Raw genomic sequence first — 19930 nt, forward strand, 5'->3', positions numbered from 1 at the left:
AGCCGACGGAGAAAATAACGGTTTAACGGATTTTTTCAGGGCTTTATCACGATGTGTTGCTTATGCCGTTCCCTCCTTACGTCCGACGGAGAGCAGTCAAAAGATTTACGAAACACTTCAGCAAAATGGCTGAAGTTGCTGTAGCCCACAATTTGCGCGGTCTGGCTAACACTCATATTTTCAAAACGCAGCAAGCTCCAAGCTTTTTCCATCCGTTTATCCCGCAAATAGGAAAATACACTTTTACCAAATTGCTCTTTAAATCCGATTTTCAGCTTAAAATCATTTACCCCGCACATCCGCGAAAGCTCGATCAACGAAGGGGGATCAGCCATATGTGATAGTAGAAGCTCTTCCGCTTTCTTGATTTTATCGCGATCACTTCTAGAGAGTCGGCTCGGTCTATATTTTTGGTCTCGTTCAAATAATAAAGATTCAAAATATAAAGAGAACAATTCCAAGGCCTTACTCTCGACATACATTCTGCGCATGGATGAGCTACTAGGGAAATTACGCAACTGGTTGAGAATCTGCAACGTTTCCGGACCTATACTTGTTCGAAACATTCGGAAACTACGGGTTCCTAAAATGTCTGCAAAACTTGTTTTCGTTCTCCCTCCCACTTCCTGCATATAGCTATCGAACAAGAACAGAGGGATACCGATGGCCATTGTCTGCAACTTCGACTGACTTCCATAATCGAACGATACCTGAAAATCTTTCATAAATTGCAGTGTGCAGCAGTTCGGTTCTAATTCATAGGCTGAATCCGAGACACATACCTCTGCATTTCCTTGAAAACAAAAACTAAGCTCTACCATCGCCGCGTTGGATTGAAAACTTACAATACGCCGTTTATTAAAATTTAAATTTGATTCAATGCATTCAATGCCAGAATGGGTAATGAGACGGTTTATTTTTCCTTCTCCAATCACTGAATCGAGCCGTATTTCATCCATTTTTTCATCGTAACGTTGTGGTGAGGATAAGACATTAAAATAACGATTAATGATGCCATGATGTTCAGCTCTCATAATAAACCCCGTGTGGTCGCGCCCTGACCGTCAAACAGTCTGGAAAAATTGTGAATGATCGAGTTTGCCTTTATAAATAATTCATTTTGGATGGGTACAACAATAAGCTCTGTTATTGAAAAATTCATGTTAGCTCCTTTCTTCGATTGCAATTCATATATAGTTAAATTTTCGGAATATGCCGCAGTCTGTTTTTTAACTATATCAGACGAAATTAATTACAGACTAATGCTACATTTCTTACAGAAAATACTTCCTTTAATTGTTGAACAAAACTATCTTTCTCCCACTTACTATTAACATTAAGCAGATAAATAACAAATGGTGGCGCTGCACCGAAACCTCCACAAAGACAATCCTCAAGACTTTTAATATCATAACCATAGTAACCACCTGGGCCGTTAATAGCCTCACCAAGTGCACAGAAGAAATCAGAAGAATTTGTTACATTGGCTGTATCAATATAATACTTTCCATTTTGTTGATCTTGAGAATTATGGCTTGTATTGTAATGTAATCGGGCAACTTCTATCCATCCTATTCGCTGTTCTTTTGATAACGTTGTCCATACGTTTTTTTCTGTAAGTGACGATCTTCGCATCTCCCAAATCGCTAAATCTTCTTCCGCTGCCACTTGTAACAATTCCCCAATTAATTCAAGCTCAATCCTACCATCACTAAACTCGGACCTGAAATAATATTGAGGCTCTTTTAAAATTAAATAGTAAGATCCTATTGGGATCCCCTCATTATTTAGTATAGTGAGATACAAATTATTTATATATGTTTTGTTTTTCTTGCAATATTCCTTAAACTCATCATTAAATCGAAAATTTCTCAGAATTATTTTATGAAAAACCTCACTATCCATTTTCTCAATACAGTTTCCAGTCAGGCCAATAAGTTCAGAAGAGTTTCCAATAATTAAGTCACTCTCAGCATCTATTAAAGAAAATTTATAAAACATATAGCCTCCATAAGCTTTGACTTATTTCTTCCCACCTTCTAGATACAATGGGCCTGGAAATAGTCTAGATATCCTTTACTCATGATTTAATGCAAATTCAAGCGAGCCATCCATCCACTCCCTTGCTCTTCTGTCTCTCAAAGATACTGAGGGGACTGCCTCCTTAGGGCAGAGAACTAATAGAATTTGCAGATCAACTCACTAAATGAATTACAAACATGTACTTCTTCTATTCCACTATCTGAATCAGACTTACATAAAGATACCGAAGGTATACTGCCTGCCCGATAATCGAAGCAAAAAAGGTGTTCGTCCTCCCCTAGCCCGAATGGTACTAAGCCATATGGAATATGTTTTTTCACTGAATTATATTTCTCAAGAATATCGAATTCATCAAATACCAAGAACGTCAATAAGCAAATAAATTGTATACTACCTCTTCCATCCACCATAATATTTGAAGGAGATGGATAGCCACCTTGATATTTGATTGTATAATTCAGATAGTCTTGAGGAAAATGTATAGCAAGTCTCTCCTCAACAATCTTAACATTTTCAATATCTGCTTCCTTATAAACTGTTGTCCAAGTGACCATTAAGAATCCACTCCAACCGTTATAAAATCCGTTAATTATATATTCATTTTCTTCAGTTAATATCGTTTATAGATCATTCTGCTTTGTTATTCAAAATCAATCATTTCATCTATTGCATCTTTAAACCAATCCCAAAATGTAATATATGACTTGCGCTGTTCGTAACCAGGGGATGAAAAATCATGAACAATCTGTACTTCTTCAGTTTTTCCTACTTCAAAACAAGCAATATCATCATTATCAATCCTCCGGGCGAAGGGGATTAATAATCTATTTGGATATCTCTCTTGCACTCCCTTCAATCTTTGAAGAACTTGATCCTCATTCATTACATTCCATATATCAAAATCCACTAAATTAAGTCTAACTGTCATTAAAAAAGCATCCGGATATTTAAAATCCTTTGGCAGTTGAGAAGTATTTGGTAATTTTATTTGCATGATATAGTTACCATCCCATCCAGTAATATTTGCTCCCAAAGATACATAGTTCCAAACGAAAAAGAATACAAACTTCTATGTCCTTGTAAACGCTCCAAAAAATTCATCATCAGCTACTTGCCCATATTGAATGTCTTGGTAATGAGCTGCTACAGTTAGGGCAATTAACTCTTGGTGTTTTATGAGCCTCATCCAATGCCTCCCATCTATCCGGACAACCATAATACAACTCTGGAATTGTCGGGTTCGCAATAACTCCGAACCAATTACACTCTTGGCACTGCACATTCTCAATTTGAACCCTTTGTAGTTTGATATTCATATTGAGTAATAAACAAAACATCCACTTGTTCTGATCCCCTAATGGATAAAATGCAAGAGAAAACAAGCTATATTTTTGTACGAAATTCATCATGTTAAAAACCATGTCTAATGCACCAATCCTCTGCCCCTCAATAACAGAATTGTTTACCAGAAGTTTAAAAGCTTTTGTATCTAAAATATATATTAGTTGATTATCAATCTGTTGCTGAGCAATTAACTCATTATTAAGGTTCACTTTGGAATAATACCTCCTATACCAAATTTATTTAAGAACTCATTTTCTGTAGACCCCGGTATTGTTTGAGGTAGTAACTGGGATTTCGGGATTTAGCCTCGTATACTTTTCCATCATTTGCAAAATACTTGGCAATCTTCTCATCAGTAGTGACAGACATCAATGTCCTATCCATTTTAAAGGCTTTTGGCAAATCTGTGCCGAATGCACCATGAGCTTGAATATAATCATTCATATTGTTGTACCATATTTTGAGCCATTCATCATGTATAGCTTTGGAAGCTTTGTATGCATTATCTAAACTACCAGTTTCACTATATGCTATTCGGGTGGCGTCACTTAATAAATGTCCTGTTTCATCATATATTAAATTCTCTAAATAGTTATCTGTCCCCGATATACTGTAACTAGTTCATCCGCTTCACCAAAAATATTCTTCAGCTTCGAACCCGCCAAAATGACACCCTTGGTACCATACTTACCCGCATGCTTCAGACCCGGAATCGGAATAATGCTCAATGTTGCTCCGATTCCTTCGCCCCAACGATCTCCCGCCGAGAGATGTTCGCCAGTAATATAATTGTTACCCGTAAATGCCTGCTGGAAGCCTTTCACCGTGCTTACCCATGGCACGAGATCAGCTAGGCAGCTTCCGCCTTGCATGTTTGCCGCATCCATCACTAGCCATTGAACAATTGGAAAAAAGCTACATCCGCTTGATTTCCGGAAACAGCCTTAGTCCTTGCTATTTTTCAGTGACTAATAAATAAGGGCATGACCATCGGATAAATCTACATCTTTTTTAATTCCCACTATAAGGACACCTTAGCCTAGATACTTTTTCTAAAATCCAATCTATGAGTACAAGTTAACAATCGAGCCCTTTCATCATTAAATTTTTTCAATTATTAACTCACAAGAACCGTCTTCCAGAGAATTAAGATCATCGTAATGCATATGATTTCCTGACGGAACTTCTGGTTGTGCAAGGGTTAGTAACTGCCTAGCTAAGGATCGTAGACCTGCTTCATTCGCTTTAATGGTAATAATGCTACCTTCAATTGAAGACTCGATTGTAAAGTTGTCGTCCCAAACAAACTTTATACCTTCTTCTTTCCGATAATTTGGTATGTTAATTTCAATATTCACATTATTCCTCCAGATAAATATGCAGATTTTGAACAACCATCATTTTCCGTGGCTTACTAGGATTAAGAGCAAGGGTTTCAAAGTTCATATGCGGCCCTCCACCATGTTTGCCTAGAATATCTGTATCCCCCATTCTAACAACACGTATACCATCTTCGGACATAAGACGTCCATTCCCCAAATCTTTATAACCTTTTTCTAAAAACTCTTCAGCTGCTGATAACACATCATTAGTTTTCATTTTCATTCCATCTATAAGTGTGTAGCTAGCAGTTTTAACAAATTCGCAAGTTCCGCCACCAGTATTATGCACCCATATCCCAAAATCACTAACAAAATAGGTATGGAACTCATCCACCGTCATATTGAAAACAGTAGCCTGCCTATGTTCCAATACAATGCGATCTATCTTGAGTGTATTGCCATCGCTCTGAACAAGCAAGTCTCCAACTTTTAAGTCTTTGACAAACGTCCACCCTTTACCTTCTACATAGAACGGATGGTTAAAGAGCAATAGCATTCCAGCTGCATCATACGCATAGACGGTTTTTTGTCCCTCCGTATCAATTACGGATAGGAGACGGCCCTGATTTTCGTACGCATACGTCACCTGTTTATGTCAACTGGTCGTCACCAAATTGTTCGTTCACAATAACTATCGCGGCAAGTAGCCCATTCGTTGTGGACAATTTGCAGATAAGTCCTAACAATATTAATGGTCAGGCTATCTATCTCAAAAGATGCTTTGCCTTTTCATCCTCCCTATCGGGGCGGCTTATTCTACAATTGTGTAGCATTTTGAATATCCTATTAGAAAACGAAGTTAACAAAAAACAGGTCAATCATGGTAGTATCTCACCATGTTCGACCTGTTTGATGTATCGGTATAGGGTATAGCGTTATTAAGGTTAAAAAAGTAAAGTATTGATGTGCTCACAACAATTTCAAGAAATCTTTATGCGTGTATTACATGGGTTAGATGTGTTAGCTGTGTTAGCTGTGTTAGCTGTGTTATTGGTTGAATGATGCGTTCATTCGGCACTGGGTAGCCCCATCCAAAAAGACCTCCGAGAGATTAGTCAAATTAGAACTCTTCCAATGAAATAGCTTCAATGGAACTACAGTGAAAATTGATGAAGTTATACCCATCGTTTTCTCCATATCCGCTATCATCATGAACATGATATCTTTGATTACTATCCCAACCTTGTTCTTTTTTATCATGTATTATCAAACTGTCTGTTAAATATATATTTGTGACTTTTCTTAATGAAAGTTCGGAAACATTATGATACCTAACTTTCAATCTGAAACGTTGTTTCGTTTCTATAACCGATAGAAAGAAAAACAAATCAAGTGTCGTAATATGATTATCTTCATAATCAATGTCAATATCATAGTTAACCGCAATTATTTCCTCATACATCCAAGAACCAAGAGCATTCAACTTTTCAGTAACTATACTGTAATTATTAATATATTGCAAATAGCATCCCTCCTTGTTAGTCAATAAATTCTATTTTATTTGTTGATTTATTAATTTTCCCCAATCTTAATCTCTCTGTTGATTTTTCTACAAAATATTTAAGTTCCTTAGCATTTCTCCCTGCATCTTGATAGATGTACTCGTGCATATGTGGATTTGTGTGGTGAGCAGAGTTACCATGATCACTATAATCAATTCTATACTTTTGTTTCCCTGCTTGGTCATAAATGACTCTAGAATTCTCAATCTGTCCACTAGAACCTAAGCGGCTAAAATCAATTCTAGTCCCCGGAGCCCCTTGCGTTGGAGCATAATTATTTTTATAATACTCATCAGGTAAAAAAGGCTCATTAGCAAAGTCATCAGCTCCACCCATCCTTGGAATCTCACAATTATGAACCCAAATCCCCAGATTCGATACAAAATATGAATTAAAGTCCTCAACCTCAAAGTTATAAACCGTTGCATCACGCGACTCTTTCTCGATCTTGTCTATTGCCAGTTTAGTGCCGTCACTCGAAACAAGCAAGTCGCCGACTTTCAGGTCTTTAACAAACGTCCATCCCTTGCCATCAAGCCAGAATGGATGCTCTCCTGTGGCCTCGATAATTTCATCCCCGATGTGGACATAATAGATTTCGTCAGCCTGTTTCTGGAACAGCCCCACAACCTCTTTATAGGCCACTTCTCCGGTCTCGTCATCCTTAGAGAGAACCTTATCCCCTACCTCGATTTCCTCGATAGGTTTCTCCCCTTCGTCGGTGAGAACCTTGGTTCCTGCTGTAAAGCAGTTACATTCGTAGACGAGTTTTTTCGTTGTTTTAACCGTACCCTCACCAAAAATATTCTTCAGCTTCGAGCCCGCCCAAATGACACCCTTGGTGCCATACTTACCCGCATGCTTTAGACCCGGAATCGGAATAATGCTGAGCGTTGCTCCAATTCCTTCTCCCCAACGATCTCCCGACGATAGATGTTCACCGGTAATATAGTTGTTACCTGTAAATGCCTGCTGGAAGCCTTTCACCGTGCCTACCCATGGCACGAGATCGGCTAGGAAGCTACCTCCTTGCAGCCATGCAGAGTCACCATCACGACTTAAGCCAAATGGATCGACATAGGATATTGGGTTGCCATTCACATACGCGTAACGGTTCAGCGTTTGCGAATCGCTGATCGAACCTGTCAGCACATCCCGGTTAATGACACGTTACCAGGTTGTCCTTACACCCTAAAAAATCGTTTCATATGTACAGGTAGTTGCGGAGAAAAACAAGATTTAATTTTTCACTCCCCCCATAGTAAAGGAATATTATACGGGGCAGATGAGGATTACGTTCGTTTAGACTCAGCCTCCCGATTCATTAGATACCGGGTGGGTTAAAAAAAGACCTCGAAGGAGATGTTCCCCTCAAGGTCTTGTCAGTAATAATTAATTCAGTTTAATAAGATTAGCCAATTTAATACGAAGTTCTTCGCTTTCAACAAAGTAAAAATCATCTACATCTGACATTCTAAAATATACACCTAAATTCTCTATTTCCTGGATATAATTTGAACCGTTGATTATTTCATAAAGTCTTTCTTTATTTAGAATGCGAGAATTATTAAAAAATACCTTGTCACTAGGTAGTGTAAATAAACCCTCTGAAATATCATTTAGCGAAGAGACACTTCTCTCAACTCCTAAAACCCCATATATCGGACCTAGGCATCTAAATAAAATTAAAGCAATTTTCTCAATGAAGTCACATCTTTCCTTTTTTAACTTCTCATCTTTTTCTTCTTCCAATAGTTCAGTAAAATTAAACGATATCGAAACTTCATATGATTTTCCATCCAAGAACATAACATTTATCCTAGCAGGAATTAGATTCTCAAACAACAAATCAAGAGATGAAAAAACGTAATCATTTAATAAATCGAATGAAAAATCTACTGTAGTATCTTCTACCCCTTCCCAAACCACTTCATAATTCACTAAATCAGGAGCTATTTTCAACAAAGTCATTTCTTTATACTTTACAGAGTAATTCATCGTTATTTCCGTTAGAAATGTTATTATCCCATCAACCTTATATGGGCTTCTTAGCGATGTGCTAATCATTAAATACTCACCACTACCTAAATTCATAGTCCACCTCAATTCAATCCAAATTTTATCATTTGTTGATCGCCTAATTTTACTACAGTAGCAACTTGTCCGGCATTTGGCCCATTTTTATAAATGTAAACTGCCATGTTATAACCGTTTGAATCAACACTAAAATAACCTTTAACTGCATCTTGACCAAGCATATTATCAAATGATTTGGTTGAGTTTGATAATAGACCGCTGACATAGTTTCCAAATTGCTGTCCCACCTGTTTATTCCAATTGCTTGTCCACCCAAAATCTTTTCCGTGCTTGTATGCATGTTGAAGCCTACTTGTATTACTAACTGCGAAATCTATCATTTGCGAGTTTAATACAGGTGGTAGGTCACAACCAGTATTATGCACCCAAATCCCAAGATCACTAACAAAGTAGGTATGGAACTCATCCACCGTCATGTTGTAAACAGTAGCCTGCCTATGTTCCAATTCAATGCTTTCTATCTTGAGTGTATTTCCATCGCTCTGAACAAGCAAGTCTCCAACTTTTAAGTCTTTGACGAACGTCCACCCTTTACCTTCTACATAGAACGGATGGTTAAAGGTCGATTCAATCACTTGGTCACCTACATGGATCTGATAAATCTCATCTGTTTCGTGATTGAACGTAGCCGTTACCTCTTTATATGTCTGTTCTCCAGTCTCCTCATTCCTAGAAAGAACCTTATCTCCGACTTCAATGTCTTCGATATTCTTCTCCCCTTCGTCTGTGAGAACCTTGGTTCCCGCTGTAAAGCAATTACATGCGTTAATCATTTTTTTGGTTGTATTAACCGTACCTTCACCAAAAATATTCTTCAGCTTCGAGCCCGCCCAAATGACACCCTTGGTACCATACTTACCCGCATGCTTCAGACCCGGAATCGGAATAATGCTCAGCGTTGCTCCAATTCCTTCGCCCCAACGATCTCCCGCCGAGAGATGTTCGCCGGTAATATAGTTGTTACCCGTAAATGCCTGCTGGAAGCCTTTCACCGTGCCTACCCATGGCACAAGATCAGCAAGGAAGCTTCCGCCCTGCAGCCATGCAGAGTCTCCATCACGGCTTAAGCCAAATGGATCGACATAGGATATCGGATTGCCATTCACATACGCGTAACGGTTCAGCGTTTGCGAATCGCTGATTGAACCTGTCAGCACATCCCGGTTAATGAAACGTTTGATTTCTGGATTGTAATAACGCGCACGCATATGGTACAAGCCGTTTGCATCCGTGGCAACGCCATCCCGTCCATTATACTGGAACGGCTGCTGGATCGTCCCCATATGACGGATTTGTTCACCATACGGTCCGTATTCATACGTATCCGTTATCACGCCGTTGTCATCCGTCAGAGCGACTGTGCTTCCACGACGGTCATAATGATACGTCGCATAGCTTCCATCCGCTGCCTCGCGGCCAATCAATCCGAGACCGTACACATAATACGCCGTCGGATTGCCTTGCCCATCTGTCTCCATCAGCACCTGGGATAATACGGCTTGCGGATTTACGACATAACGAGTCGTTACCCCGTTTACGGTGACGGAGGTACGTACGTTTTCGCTATTGTAGCCATAGCTGATGCCGCCTGCTTCCATTAGTCGGTTGCGCGAATCGTAGCTGTAGCTTTGCATGCTGCCAGCAAGCGGACCGGTGATCATGTTGCCATCCTGATCATACACGACTGCGCTCCCGTTATAGGTCGCCAGACGATTGTCTGCCGTGTACGTCATTTCCGTGTTGCTCATGCCCGGCGGAAGCTGCATCTCTGCTGGATCCGGCTGCAAGCCAGCAGCATCCCCCGGTACGTATACACTGCCCAACACATTGCCGTATACGTTCTCGCCTACACTTAATCCGTCCAAATATACACTGTCAGTGACGGTTGGACCGCCATTTTCGCTGATGACATTACCCACCGCATCATAGCCATACGTATACGAAAGAATAATGCTGCTGTCCAAGCCAATGTCGTTAATCGTCAACAATTGACCCTTCGCATCGTACGTTCTGGTTTCCGTTGTGCCATTAGGTCGAAGCGTTGATGCAAGACGGCCATTGGAATCATAGCTGTAAGCTGTTACGCGGCCGTTCCAATCGGTGACGCTCGTCATGCGCCCCGCACGGTCATACGTGTAGGTAACGGTTTTGTTATCTGGATAGGTGAGCAGCGTCATATTGCCTGCTGCGTCATAGCTGTATTGGATGACATTGCCAAACTCATCCGTATATTGCACGACACGGTCCAGCTCATCAAATACACGCGTTAAGGCTTTGCCTTGCCCATCCGTTACCGCGGTTATATTGCCGTTCGCATCATACGTATAGCTGACTTCACCAGCCTGATCAACGAACTTGCTAAGTCTTGATGCTGCGTCATAGTTATAGGTCGTCGAAAGTCCGCGACCATTGGTCTCCACATCCGGCAAGCCTAAAGCATTATACGTGTAAGTCGATGTTTCGCCAGCTGCATTCGTTTCGCCAATTAATCTTCCTGCCAAATCATACGTATACGCTGCCGCATTCTGATTCGGATCGGAGTAACCGATGACTTGGCTTAATGAATCGTAGCTGCGACTTGCTTCACCTTTAAGCGCATCGCTTACGGTCGTCAAACGACTCAGGTCGTCATACGCGAAAGTAGTAGAACGATTCATCGGATCAATCGTTTCAACAAGGCGATTGAGTTCATCGTACACATAAGTTTGCGAATGATTCAGCGCATCCTTAATCGTGACCGGGTTACCCTTCGCATCATAGACAACCTCGTAGACCTTGGTATTGTCCGCATTATAGGCTTCTACAAGACGATAGAGGGAATCATACACATAACGAACACTTTCTCCTTCTGCATTCGTCTGAGTCAGCACATTGCCGACTGCATCATAAACGAGTTCACACTCCCTCATCATCATGAGTTCTACACGAAAAAGAAACCTTGAAAGACATGAAGTCAATCAAGGTTGATGTGTTGTCAATAATTTTCTAATTCTTTTATTTGGAGCATAGCCATTTTTCTAAATGGTTCGTATAAACGGGATATTTTTTTTTGAAAATCAGTGTCCTCCAAAAGTATTTTATCCCTTTCTAAAGCATTAATAATTGCATAAAACTCTTCACATTCAACAGATGCACCTTCCCCACCATCTGCCTCATCACCAGACTTCAACAATAAATCTTGAAACGATAACTTGCCGTCTAGATACATTAGATAAAAATACCCAATTATTGCATCACTAGAAGGAGTCCTGTTTTCCATCTTGTACCTCTCTAAAATTAATAGATCACTAAGTGCGTTGCTTAACATTCCGATACTATTTGCAAATGAAATATTAATTAACCAATCTTCTACTGGCGTATTTCTTAAAATTCGTTGGTCAGCCCAGTTTTGCCAATCCTGCTTCTTGTAATAACCACTAAAAGATATTGCAAAAAGATAGTGAGCAATTGGTATCATACTACCACCTCGGAGTATCAGGATGAAGACCCGGAATATTAGGACCGTGTTGTGTAGGATTTTTCCATGGGTTTGGATGATGGTGAGGACTTGCATGGTGATGTGGTTTCCCATGGTTTGTATAGTCGTTATTACCAATCCTTCTTCCAAACTGATCATAAATCGTTTCTCTCTTGTATAACTCGCCTGTATTACTTAGTTTTTGGTCTGTAATGCTCCGCGTGCTAGGCACAGTATATGTTCTTTCTCTTGTGTTTGGTGCTCCCTTATACACTGGATTTATATCCTGCTCCCAATACCTTTGATATCTAGCCGCTTCTGATGCATCCATATCATCAACAAAAGTCCTACTAATTTCACAATTATGAACCCAAATCCCCAGATTCGAAACAAAATAAGAATTAAAGTCCTCAACCTCAAAGTTATAAACCGTTGCCTCACGCGACTCTTTTTCAATCTTGTCTATTGCCAGTTTAGTGCCGTCACTCGAAACAAGCAAGTCGCCGACTTTCAAGTCTTTAACAAACGTCCAACCCTTGCCATCAAGCCAGAATGGATGCTCGCCTGTGACCTCGATGATTTCATCCCCGATGTGGACGTAATAGATTTCTTCAGCCTGTTTCTGGAACAGCCCTACAACCTCTTTATAGGCCACTTCTCCGGTTTCGTCATCTTTTGAGAGAACCTTATCCCCTACCTCGATTTCCTCGATAGGTTTCTCCCCTTCGTCTGTGAGAACCTTGGTTCCTGCTGTAAAGCAGTTACATTCGTAGACGAGTTTTTTCGTCGTTTTAACTGTATCTTCACCAAAAATATTCTTCAGCTTCGAACCCGCCCAAATGACACCCTTGGTACCATATTTACCAGCATGCTTCAGACCCGGAATCGGAATAATGCTCAGCGTTGCTCCGATTCCTTCTCCCCAACGATCTCCCGCCGAGAGATGTTCGCCGGTAATATAGTTGTTACCCGTAAATGCCTGCTTGAAGCCTTTCACCGTGCCTACCCATGGCACGAGATCAGCAAGGAAGCTTCCGCCTTGCAGCCATGCAGAGTCACCATCACGGCTTAAGCCAAACGGATCGACATAGGATATCGGGTTGCCATTCACATACGCATAGCGGTTCAGCGTTTGCGAATCGATGATCGAACCTGTCAATACATCCAAGTTGATGAAACGTTTGATTTCTGGATTGTAATAACGCGCACGCATATGGTACAAGCCGTTTGCGTCCGTTGCAACGCCATCCCGTCCATTATATTGGAACGGCTGCTCTGTCGTCCCCATATGACGGATTTGTTCACTATACGGCCCGTATTCATACGTATCCGTTGTCATCCGTTAGAGCGACTCTGCTTCCACGACGGTCATCAGGCTTTAAAATGATTGGGAATGAAAAAACCGTTTCCGTTTGAGTACCGGAAACAGCTTTAGTTTAGGCTCTTATTCAGTGTCTACTAAAAGGGACTTAGCTACATAAATTTTAAGGCAAAACTTTTGTATAATTAGGTATATGTGATGTTTGATCAGGCGTTGCTCCAAATGGGATCACTGTAGCTTTCTCAGGAATTTCAATTCTTGAAATGAGTATACCTTCTAAACATTCATTACACCATATTAAAAAATAGCCCTTCCTCCTAATGGCATCTCCGATATATTCAAAATTGATATTTCCACTACTACAGCTTGGACATTTGAATTTAGGAACATTAGGATATGTCTCTTTAACAATCGCCGCCAGTTGCAACCATTGTTTAAACTTGGAATTTATCAACTATATCCTCAACTCCAAAGCATCCTTTTTCAAACTTGCTTAAAATGGACATATTCTTTGCCTCTGTGCCCCCATCTAATCCTATACCTCCTCTTAAATAATCCTATTTGATAGTTTCAAAACCGATTTCAGATATATTTTCCAAAATCAAATTACTTTTTGAGTTAAAAATTGATTTCATTGAGATAATCTGTAAATTCTCATTTTTTGGGATCGAACCATTTATAAGTATTATTTCTCTTGTAGAAATCCTTATCCATCCAGTTCCAAGTCTTTTATTCCCAATATAATAATCGCTAGGTACCCAGAATGAATTGAACACATCTTCCCAGAATTCCTTCGTGCTAATTCCTTCAAAAATGTATCTCTTTACATCTAGAATATTTTTATAAATTACAAAAATCTCATCACATTCAAGTTGAACTGCATCTTCGCTTAAAGTAGCCGGAATTATGTTGCTTATGCTGTATGCATCTCTTAGTTCAGGAGCAGCGATAAGTCCGCTGCCTCCGATATTAATAACTGTTACTTTTTTTCCACTTTTTACTCCTACATACTCCCCCTCTAATAATAAATTTTTACTTAAGGCCGATATAGTGGAGGGTACCACTTTTTGCCCTCTTAATTTTATTGGTTTTCTCTCACGCTCTAATAATATAAATGACATTTCTCCACTCCTATTTACTGTATATATTCCCCATTTAGTACTCTTTGTATATCGTGTAACAATTCCTTTTTCAATCCGATATCTAAATTATAATTATTTATTATTGCTCTTTTAGCCATTAATTCTAATGCCTCTGGAGAATATCCTGCACTTTGCAGACCATTCTTATATTGTTGCCAATGGTTTACTTCCTCAAGCATATCAACCGTCCTAAGTTTCTGAGGATTCCAGCGGAACCATACTCCACTTTCAATAGAATGACCACCAAACACCGCATATGTTCCTCCCATATCAGCTTTTCTTATAGTCCCCCCTGATGCTCTTACTTCCTTTAACATTCGTGCAAACTTTATTCGCATCGGGTCCCACTTAGGTAAATCTCTAATTAATTGCCCAAAACCTTCACTTGGTAGACCAAAATCACTTCTCCAAGGATCAATATTTTGGCAAGGTTCGTCTTACCTGAACCAAAAAGCTTCGAACCCGCCCAAATGACACCCTTGGTACCATATTTACCAGCATGTTTCAGACCCGGAATCGGAATAATGCTCAGTGTTGCCCCAATTCCCTCTCCCCAACGGTCCCCCGCCGAGAGATGTTCGCCGGTAATATAGTTATTACCTGTAAATGCCTGCTGGAAGCCTTTCACCGTGCCTACCCATGGCACCAGATCGGCAAGGAAGCTTCCGCCCTGCAGCCATGCGGAGTCACCATCACGGCTTAAGCCGAACGGATCGACATAGGATATTGGGTTGCCATTTACGTAAGCGTAACGGTTCAGCGTTTGCGAATCGCTGATCGAGCCTGTCAGCACATCACGGTTGATAAAACGTTTGATTTCTGGATTGTAATAACGCGCACGCATATGGTACAAGCCGTTTGCGTCCGTTGCAACGCCATCTCGTCCATTATACTGGAACGGCTGCTGGATCGTACCCATATGACAGATTTGTTCACCATACGGTCCGTATTCATACGTATCTGTTATCACGCCGTTGTTATCCGTTAGAGCGACTGTGCTTCCACGACGGTCATAATGATACGTGGCACAACCGATGAAACCTGCTCCGATTTGTCAGTTACATGCCTAATAACTATGAATTTCAAAATTTCTCTAAGTATATCGTTTGCCACACCCATCACTATCCATTGAACAATTGGAAAAAAAGCTGCTTCCGCTTGATTTCCGGAAACAGCCTTTATTCCTTGCTATTTTTCAGTGACTAATAAATAAGGGCATGACCATCGGATAAATCTACATCTTTTTTAATTCCCACTATAAGGAACACCACTCCCACAACCGGGACATTTGTCGGTTCCATATCTCTCGCAATGAAAGCACTATTTCTTGCCACATGATGTGCATTGATTAACAGTAACGGACTTATATGGTCAGGATTTTGATTGCAACTTGGACATTTTGCCATGTTCTTTCCTCCAATGGGTATGGTTCAGTTAAAACGGCTTCATCGCAGCGATTCAGATACATAAGGACTCGACCAAGTACAAGGATAACAGCAAGGGTAATGATGACCCTCACAATATGAAAACTAATTCCTGGTTCTTCTTCCAGATTGGCTCCACAATTCGGACAGTTTGTTGCAGATGGGGCAACGGAATGATTACATTCCGGGCATGGTTGTAGATTCGACATGTAAGGCACACTCCAAAACTTAAAATTATAGCTTTCGATTAGGCATAAGCATCGCCAAAATGAAACCGCTAATAACGGTTGCCCCCATAACGAATTTGAAACGGGTTCGCCGTTCATCGCCGTTTTGCCAATCGTCCAGTTCCCTTTCAAAAGATTTGTTGCATTTTTGCCTCGTTGTTCAGCACTTCCATTGTCAGTTTAGGTTCAGCCGGCGCTTGCAAATAGAGCATGTAATAAGCTAGTTCTAATACGATGATGATGGCCAGCAAGGTCATCATCAGTTTTCTTAGGGTCACAAAGCATCTCCTTCCATATCGAATGATTCAAAATGCTGGATAAACTTTTTGATCGTATCACACTTCATCATTCACTGACATCCAAACACTCACTTCTTTATGTCACGAATTTACGTACCAGTTGACAAGAGTTTACACGATACGCTTTTGCGTAATAAACGTGTGTAAAGCAGGGATATGCATTGACTAAGAAGATCGTGTTGAAAATAACGGACTTGTTACAAGAACATAATATCAGCCTTCACAAGTTGTCTATATAAGTTGAATCAAAGTTCTTAGCAAACCCTAGCAAGGAAAAATGAACCATTTGTCGAATAAGAAACAGATCAATAAACGGACAAGTGGGGACTGCCATGGAGAAGCATACCGAACTGGAAAAAGTAACAATAGCCATGAAACAAGCCAAAGAGCGTCGCATGTATGAACGCTACCAAGCCATTTATTTGCACTTAAAGGGTACTTCGATGTCGGTGATCGCTGACATTCTAAATCGAAACCGAATGACGGTGAGCAGTTACATTCATACCTATGAAAATGGTGGATTGGCAGCCTTGCAGCTCAAGCACTCATCTGGCGCACCTACTCGGTTAACGAAGGAACAGCAAGAACAATTGATACAAACCATCGCCTATTCGGTTCCCGATGAGGTCGGCTTTACGGCCAAGCATAATTGGACGCTTGAGCTCATTTCTGCGTATGTGGAACGAGAATGGGGTCACCGCTACTCGCTTCGAGGCATTTCCAAGGTCATGGAACGATTAGGACTTAGCTATACAAAACCAACCTACACGCTCGCGGCGGCAGATCCCGAAAAGCAACGCCAATTTGCCGAAACGACCTTTCCTGACTTGAAAAAAAGGTACTGAACGACGAGATTGATCACCTGCTGTTCGAGGATGAATCTATGATTCGGGATTATCAAGCGATTCAGAAAACCTGGTTTCTTCGCGGAAAACAACGAATCATACCAACTACAGGTAAACATCGCGGGGTCAAACTACTCGCGACGCTTGACTATGAAACGGGACGAATCGTTTGGCAAGAAGACGAACTCTATACCGCTGAAACCTTTTTGACATTTCTTCAAAAGGTCCTCACGGCCTACCCTGCGGGGAACATCGTCATCGTATTAGACAACGCCCGAATTCATCATGCGAAGCTGCTACTACCTTTTCTGGACGAACAGAAAGATCGGCTTGAACTGGTGTTTCTGCCACCTTACAGTCCTCAGTTGAACATTGTGGAAGGACTCTGGCAATGGCTTAAATCCAGTGTGATCAACAATGTGTTTTATTCCACCGTTGCTCAAATTCGACTGCGTGTCAGGTAATTCATGGAAGAAATTATGAAGCATCCTCATGTAATCATTGATCGCCTATGTGTTCGGCTTTGATTGCTAGTTTCTTTCGTTCAACTTATATAGATTAACAGACATTCGTCATGCCGCGCTTAGTGAATTGTCCAACTGTAAAAAGCAGAATATAAACTTTGGCCATATTGAGAGGATTGCCGGGGCTTTAGAAATTGAAGATATTCGTAAAATCATTGGTTTAATAGATACTGAAAATGAATGAAGACCGCCCTGGAAAGGCGGTCTTCATTTTGTTTATGAAAGGAACTAGGTTCTATGGCTGTGCCGCCCGATTCATCCGGCACTGGGTGGGGGTTAAAAGAAAGACCTTGAGGATTGCCGCCCCCAAGGCTCTTGTAAAAGTCATACTAAATTCCTGTTTTCTCCTCTTCCAAAGGTAATCTTACTGCATCCAAAAATTCAAGGGATATTGCACCATAATCCTTAAAATTACTCTTTGCTTCTCTCAAACATATGGAGTTAGCCCCACCTACTCGATCCGGTTCGGCATACTGTAAATTATCATCTTCCCAATAACAAACAGGACATATTTCAAAAGTTCCCGGCGGTTCTTCTGACAATGTTAAGTATTTACAACAAGGACATGAATATTTTTCTGTCATACTTAGTTTCCTCCGTATGTTGTAACTTGATCTTTCCAGTAACTCATCCCATCATCTGGTCTAAATAAAGTTTCAATAGTTCCGTCAGGTTTTGCTGTAGCAAACTCGTTCGTTTTTGAATTATATCGAAAAACATAGCCATTTTTCGATGTGAATCCGTGTATATCTCCACCAATATTGCTATTTAATAAATTTTTGGCTCTATTCAAGTACCCTTCTTTTGTAAGTGAAAAGCCTAAGTCAGCCCATTCTTGTTTCTTAACAACATGTTTTTGGAAATGTTTATCAAGCTTTCCAGAAACGAAATTACCTGCCGACCAATTAACTTCACAATTATGAACCCAAATCCCAAGGTTAGACACAAAATAAGAATTAAAGTCCTCGACCTCAAAGTTATAAACCGTTGCTTCGCGCGACTCTTTTTCAATCTTGTCTATCGCCAGTTTAGTGCCGTCACTCGAAACAAGCAAGTCGCCGACTTTCAAGTCTTTAACAAACGTCCATCCCTTGCCATCAAGCCAGAATGGATGCTCGCCTGTGACCTCGATGATTTCATCCCCGATGTGGACGTAATAGATTTCGTCAGCCTGTTTCTGGAACAGCCCCACGACCTCTTTATATGCCACTTCTCCGGTTTCGTCGTCTTTTGAGAGAACCTTATCCCCTACCTCGATTTCCTCGATAGGTTTCTCCCCTTCGTCTGTCAGAACCTTGGTTCCTGCTGTAAAGCAGTTACATTCGTAGACGAGTTTTTTCGTCGTTTTAACCGTACCCTCACCAAAAATATTCTTCAGCTTCGAACCCGCCCAAATGACACCCTTCGTACCATACTTACCCGCATGCTTCAGACCCGGAATCGGAATGATGCTCAGCGTTGCTCCAATTCCTTCGCCCCAACGGTCTCCCGCCGAGAGATGTTCGCCGGTAATATAGTTGTTACCCGTTAATGCCTGCTGGAAGCCTTTTACGTCATATTCTTAATATCCTATCTAAACGGTAACTTTTTTGATTAGCGGTGCCGCTAAAAAAAGACCACAAGAACGAGCGGCTAGCTCGCATTGTGGCTTATTACTTGGGTTATATGTGTTATTGGCTAAATCATGGGTTCATTCAGTACTGGGTAGCCCCACATAAATTTGAGAAATGCAAAACCAATCGAGTCTTATTTTTCACATATCTGAATAATTTCTCTGGGTACGGATTCAAAGACCAACACTTCTGGCTTTGTATAAGTCTTCTTTGAAAAATACTCTTCAAGCGTCATCATACTATCCCAATATCTTTTAATCCAATACTCCAAAGTTTCACCAGTGTCAAAATCTAACGCTTCCTCAAATGTAAACTTATTTTCTTCATAGAATGCTTGATCATAAATATTCATTGTAATATTTCCATCAAAAACTAAGATTTTATCCGTAAAGATAGGAAAGTAAAATGATTTCGGAACGTGTGGTTCTAAATTTGCGCCTGAAGCCTTCTTAAAATTTGCCCACATAGGAGCTTTAAGTGGTCTCACCTTATCAGTTATAAGCGGCTTCACCTCACCACCATTCCCATACCAGTTATTAGATTGTGTTGAAAAGCTTATCCCTTCTTTCATGATTTCTTCAATTGAAACATGATGATCATGGTCTTCAGGCAATACTGCATGGTAAAGAAATTTTGTCATTTTTGTACCTGCTTTCTATTCTTTGTTTCTAGGGACATATGGAAAATGAGAACTACTTTTCGGATTATCC

Annotated in this window: 23 protein-coding genes and 3 pseudogenes; 2 read left to right on the forward strand and 24 right to left on the reverse strand. The window is 40.5% G+C overall.

Features of this window, described 5'->3' with window-relative positions:
* Nucleotides 1-35 precede the first annotated feature (35 nt).
* The 20 genes from AC6B99_RS03590 to AC6B99_RS03685 all read right to left on the reverse strand — a co-directional run bounded on the left by AC6B99_RS03590 (nt 36) and on the right by AC6B99_RS03685 (nt 16217).
* Entirely contained in the window at nt 36-1034 is a 999-nt protein-coding gene (locus AC6B99_RS03590; RefSeq protein ID WP_056034205.1) for a helix-turn-helix domain-containing protein, read from the reverse strand.
* Nucleotides 1035-1248: 214 nt separating this feature from the next.
* Nucleotides 1249-2001 carry a barstar family protein gene (locus tag AC6B99_RS03595; protein ID WP_496662770.1) on the reverse strand — a complete coding sequence of 251 codons (753 nt, stop codon included), beginning with the start codon at nt 1999-2001 and terminating at the stop codon, nt 1249-1251.
* Between the two features lie 176 nt (nt 2002-2177).
* A complete protein-coding gene (locus AC6B99_RS03600) occupies nt 2178-2597 on the reverse strand; it encodes an SMI1/KNR4 family protein (protein WP_496662771.1) in 420 nt (139 codons plus the stop codon).
* Nucleotides 2598-2683: 86 nt separating this feature from the next.
* Complete coding sequence (locus tag AC6B99_RS03605) at nt 2684-3037, reverse strand: hypothetical protein (RefSeq protein ID WP_496662852.1); 354 nt, start codon at nt 3035-3037, stop codon at nt 2684-2686.
* 109 nt (nt 3038-3146) lie between these two features.
* Nucleotides 3147-3596 (reverse strand): hypothetical protein, encoded by a 450-nt coding sequence (locus tag AC6B99_RS03610; protein WP_496662772.1) that lies wholly within the window; start codon nt 3594-3596, stop codon nt 3147-3149.
* Nucleotides 3597-3971: 375 nt separating this feature from the next.
* Nucleotides 3972-4259, reverse strand: coding sequence for a pre-toxin TG domain-containing protein (locus AC6B99_RS03615; protein WP_162241891.1), 288 nt, complete (start codon nt 4257-4259; stop codon nt 3972-3974).
* A 228-nt stretch (nt 4260-4487) separates the two neighbouring features.
* Nucleotides 4488-4745: an Imm32 family immunity protein gene (locus tag AC6B99_RS03620; RefSeq protein WP_056034219.1), complete on the reverse strand. Its 258-nt coding sequence runs from the start codon at nt 4743-4745 to the stop codon at nt 4488-4490.
* A gap of 1 nt (nt 4746) precedes the next feature.
* Nucleotides 4747-5265, reverse strand: coding sequence for a polymorphic toxin-type HINT domain-containing protein (locus AC6B99_RS03625; RefSeq protein ID WP_235533127.1), 519 nt, complete (start codon nt 5263-5265; stop codon nt 4747-4749).
* A gap of 564 nt (nt 5266-5829) precedes the next feature.
* Entirely contained in the window at nt 5830-6231 is a 402-nt protein-coding gene (locus AC6B99_RS03630) for a hypothetical protein (protein WP_494879731.1), read from the reverse strand.
* Nucleotides 6232-6247: 16 nt separating this feature from the next.
* Nucleotides 6248-7423, reverse strand: a complete 1176-nt coding sequence (locus AC6B99_RS03635) for a polymorphic toxin-type HINT domain-containing protein (protein ID WP_496662773.1) — start codon at nt 7421-7423, stop codon at nt 6248-6250.
* Nucleotides 7424-7663: 240 nt separating this feature from the next.
* Nucleotides 7664-8365, reverse strand: coding sequence for a hypothetical protein (locus AC6B99_RS03640; RefSeq protein WP_496662774.1), 702 nt, complete (start codon nt 8363-8365; stop codon nt 7664-7666).
* 8 nt (nt 8366-8373) lie between these two features.
* Nucleotides 8374-11283, reverse strand: coding sequence for a polymorphic toxin-type HINT domain-containing protein (locus tag AC6B99_RS03645; RefSeq protein ID WP_496662775.1), 2910 nt, complete (start codon nt 11281-11283; stop codon nt 8374-8376).
* 59 nt (nt 11284-11342) lie between these two features.
* Entirely contained in the window at nt 11343-11825 is a 483-nt protein-coding gene (locus AC6B99_RS03650; RefSeq protein WP_496662776.1) for a hypothetical protein, read from the reverse strand.
* A gap of 1 nt (nt 11826) precedes the next feature.
* Complete coding sequence (locus AC6B99_RS03655) at nt 11827-13164, reverse strand: polymorphic toxin-type HINT domain-containing protein (protein ID WP_496662777.1); 1338 nt, start codon at nt 13162-13164, stop codon at nt 11827-11829.
* A 145-nt stretch (nt 13165-13309) separates the two neighbouring features.
* Complete coding sequence (locus AC6B99_RS03660) at nt 13310-13600, reverse strand: hypothetical protein (protein WP_155973082.1); 291 nt, start codon at nt 13598-13600, stop codon at nt 13310-13312.
* Nucleotides 13601-13703: 103 nt separating this feature from the next.
* Nucleotides 13704-14267 carry a hypothetical protein gene (locus AC6B99_RS03665; protein WP_056034262.1) on the reverse strand — a complete coding sequence of 188 codons (564 nt, stop codon included), beginning with the start codon at nt 14265-14267 and terminating at the stop codon, nt 13704-13706.
* Nucleotides 14268-14281: 14 nt separating this feature from the next.
* Nucleotides 14282-14605, reverse strand: a complete 324-nt coding sequence (locus AC6B99_RS03670) for a hypothetical protein (RefSeq protein WP_496662778.1) — start codon at nt 14603-14605, stop codon at nt 14282-14284.
* A gap of 47 nt (nt 14606-14652) precedes the next feature.
* The gene (locus tag AC6B99_RS03675; protein ID WP_496662779.1) at nt 14653-15258 is read right to left on the reverse strand and encodes an RHS repeat-associated core domain-containing protein; all 606 of its coding nucleotides are present in this window, start codon (nt 15256-15258) and stop codon (nt 14653-14655) included.
* A gap of 232 nt (nt 15259-15490) precedes the next feature.
* A complete protein-coding gene (locus AC6B99_RS03680; RefSeq protein WP_056034267.1) occupies nt 15491-15694 on the reverse strand; it encodes a hypothetical protein in 204 nt (67 codons plus the stop codon).
* Between the two features lie 373 nt (nt 15695-16067).
* The gene (locus AC6B99_RS03685; protein WP_155973087.1) at nt 16068-16217 is read right to left on the reverse strand and encodes a hypothetical protein; all 150 of its coding nucleotides are present in this window, start codon (nt 16215-16217) and stop codon (nt 16068-16070) included.
* Nucleotides 16218-16570: 353 nt separating this feature from the next.
* Here AC6B99_RS03685 and AC6B99_RS03690 point away from each other — a divergent pair.
* Both AC6B99_RS03690 and AC6B99_RS03695 read left to right on the forward strand, forming a co-directional pair.
* Nucleotides 16571-17610 (forward strand): annotated as a pseudogene (locus AC6B99_RS03690) (IS630 family transposase).
* Nucleotides 17611-17632: 22 nt separating this feature from the next.
* Nucleotides 17633-17791 (forward strand): annotated as a pseudogene (locus AC6B99_RS03695) (helix-turn-helix domain-containing protein); the annotation flags it as partial.
* Nucleotides 17792-17936: 145 nt separating this feature from the next.
* On the opposite strand, the gene AC6B99_RS03700 reads toward AC6B99_RS03695, so the two are convergent.
* From AC6B99_RS03700 to AC6B99_RS03715, 4 genes and pseudogenes are all read right to left on the reverse strand, one after another.
* On the reverse strand, nt 17937-18191 hold the full coding sequence (locus tag AC6B99_RS03700; protein WP_056042665.1) for a CPCC family cysteine-rich protein: 255 nt from the start codon (nt 18189-18191) through the stop codon (nt 17937-17939).
* Nucleotides 18192-18193: 2 nt separating this feature from the next.
* The gene (locus AC6B99_RS03705) at nt 18194-19039 is read right to left on the reverse strand and encodes a polymorphic toxin-type HINT domain-containing protein (protein ID WP_442952567.1); all 846 of its coding nucleotides are present in this window, start codon (nt 19037-19039) and stop codon (nt 18194-18196) included.
* Nucleotides 19019-19150 (reverse strand): annotated as a pseudogene (locus AC6B99_RS03710) (pre-toxin TG domain-containing protein); the annotation flags it as partial. The pseudogene AC6B99_RS03710 and the gene AC6B99_RS03705, both read right to left, overlap by 21 nt.
* A 203-nt stretch (nt 19151-19353) precedes the next feature.
* Entirely contained in the window at nt 19354-19860 is a 507-nt protein-coding gene (locus tag AC6B99_RS03715; protein ID WP_056042670.1) for a hypothetical protein, read from the reverse strand.
* Nucleotides 19861-19930: the final 70 nt, after the last annotated feature.

The organism is Paenibacillus liaoningensis (assembly GCF_059609455.1).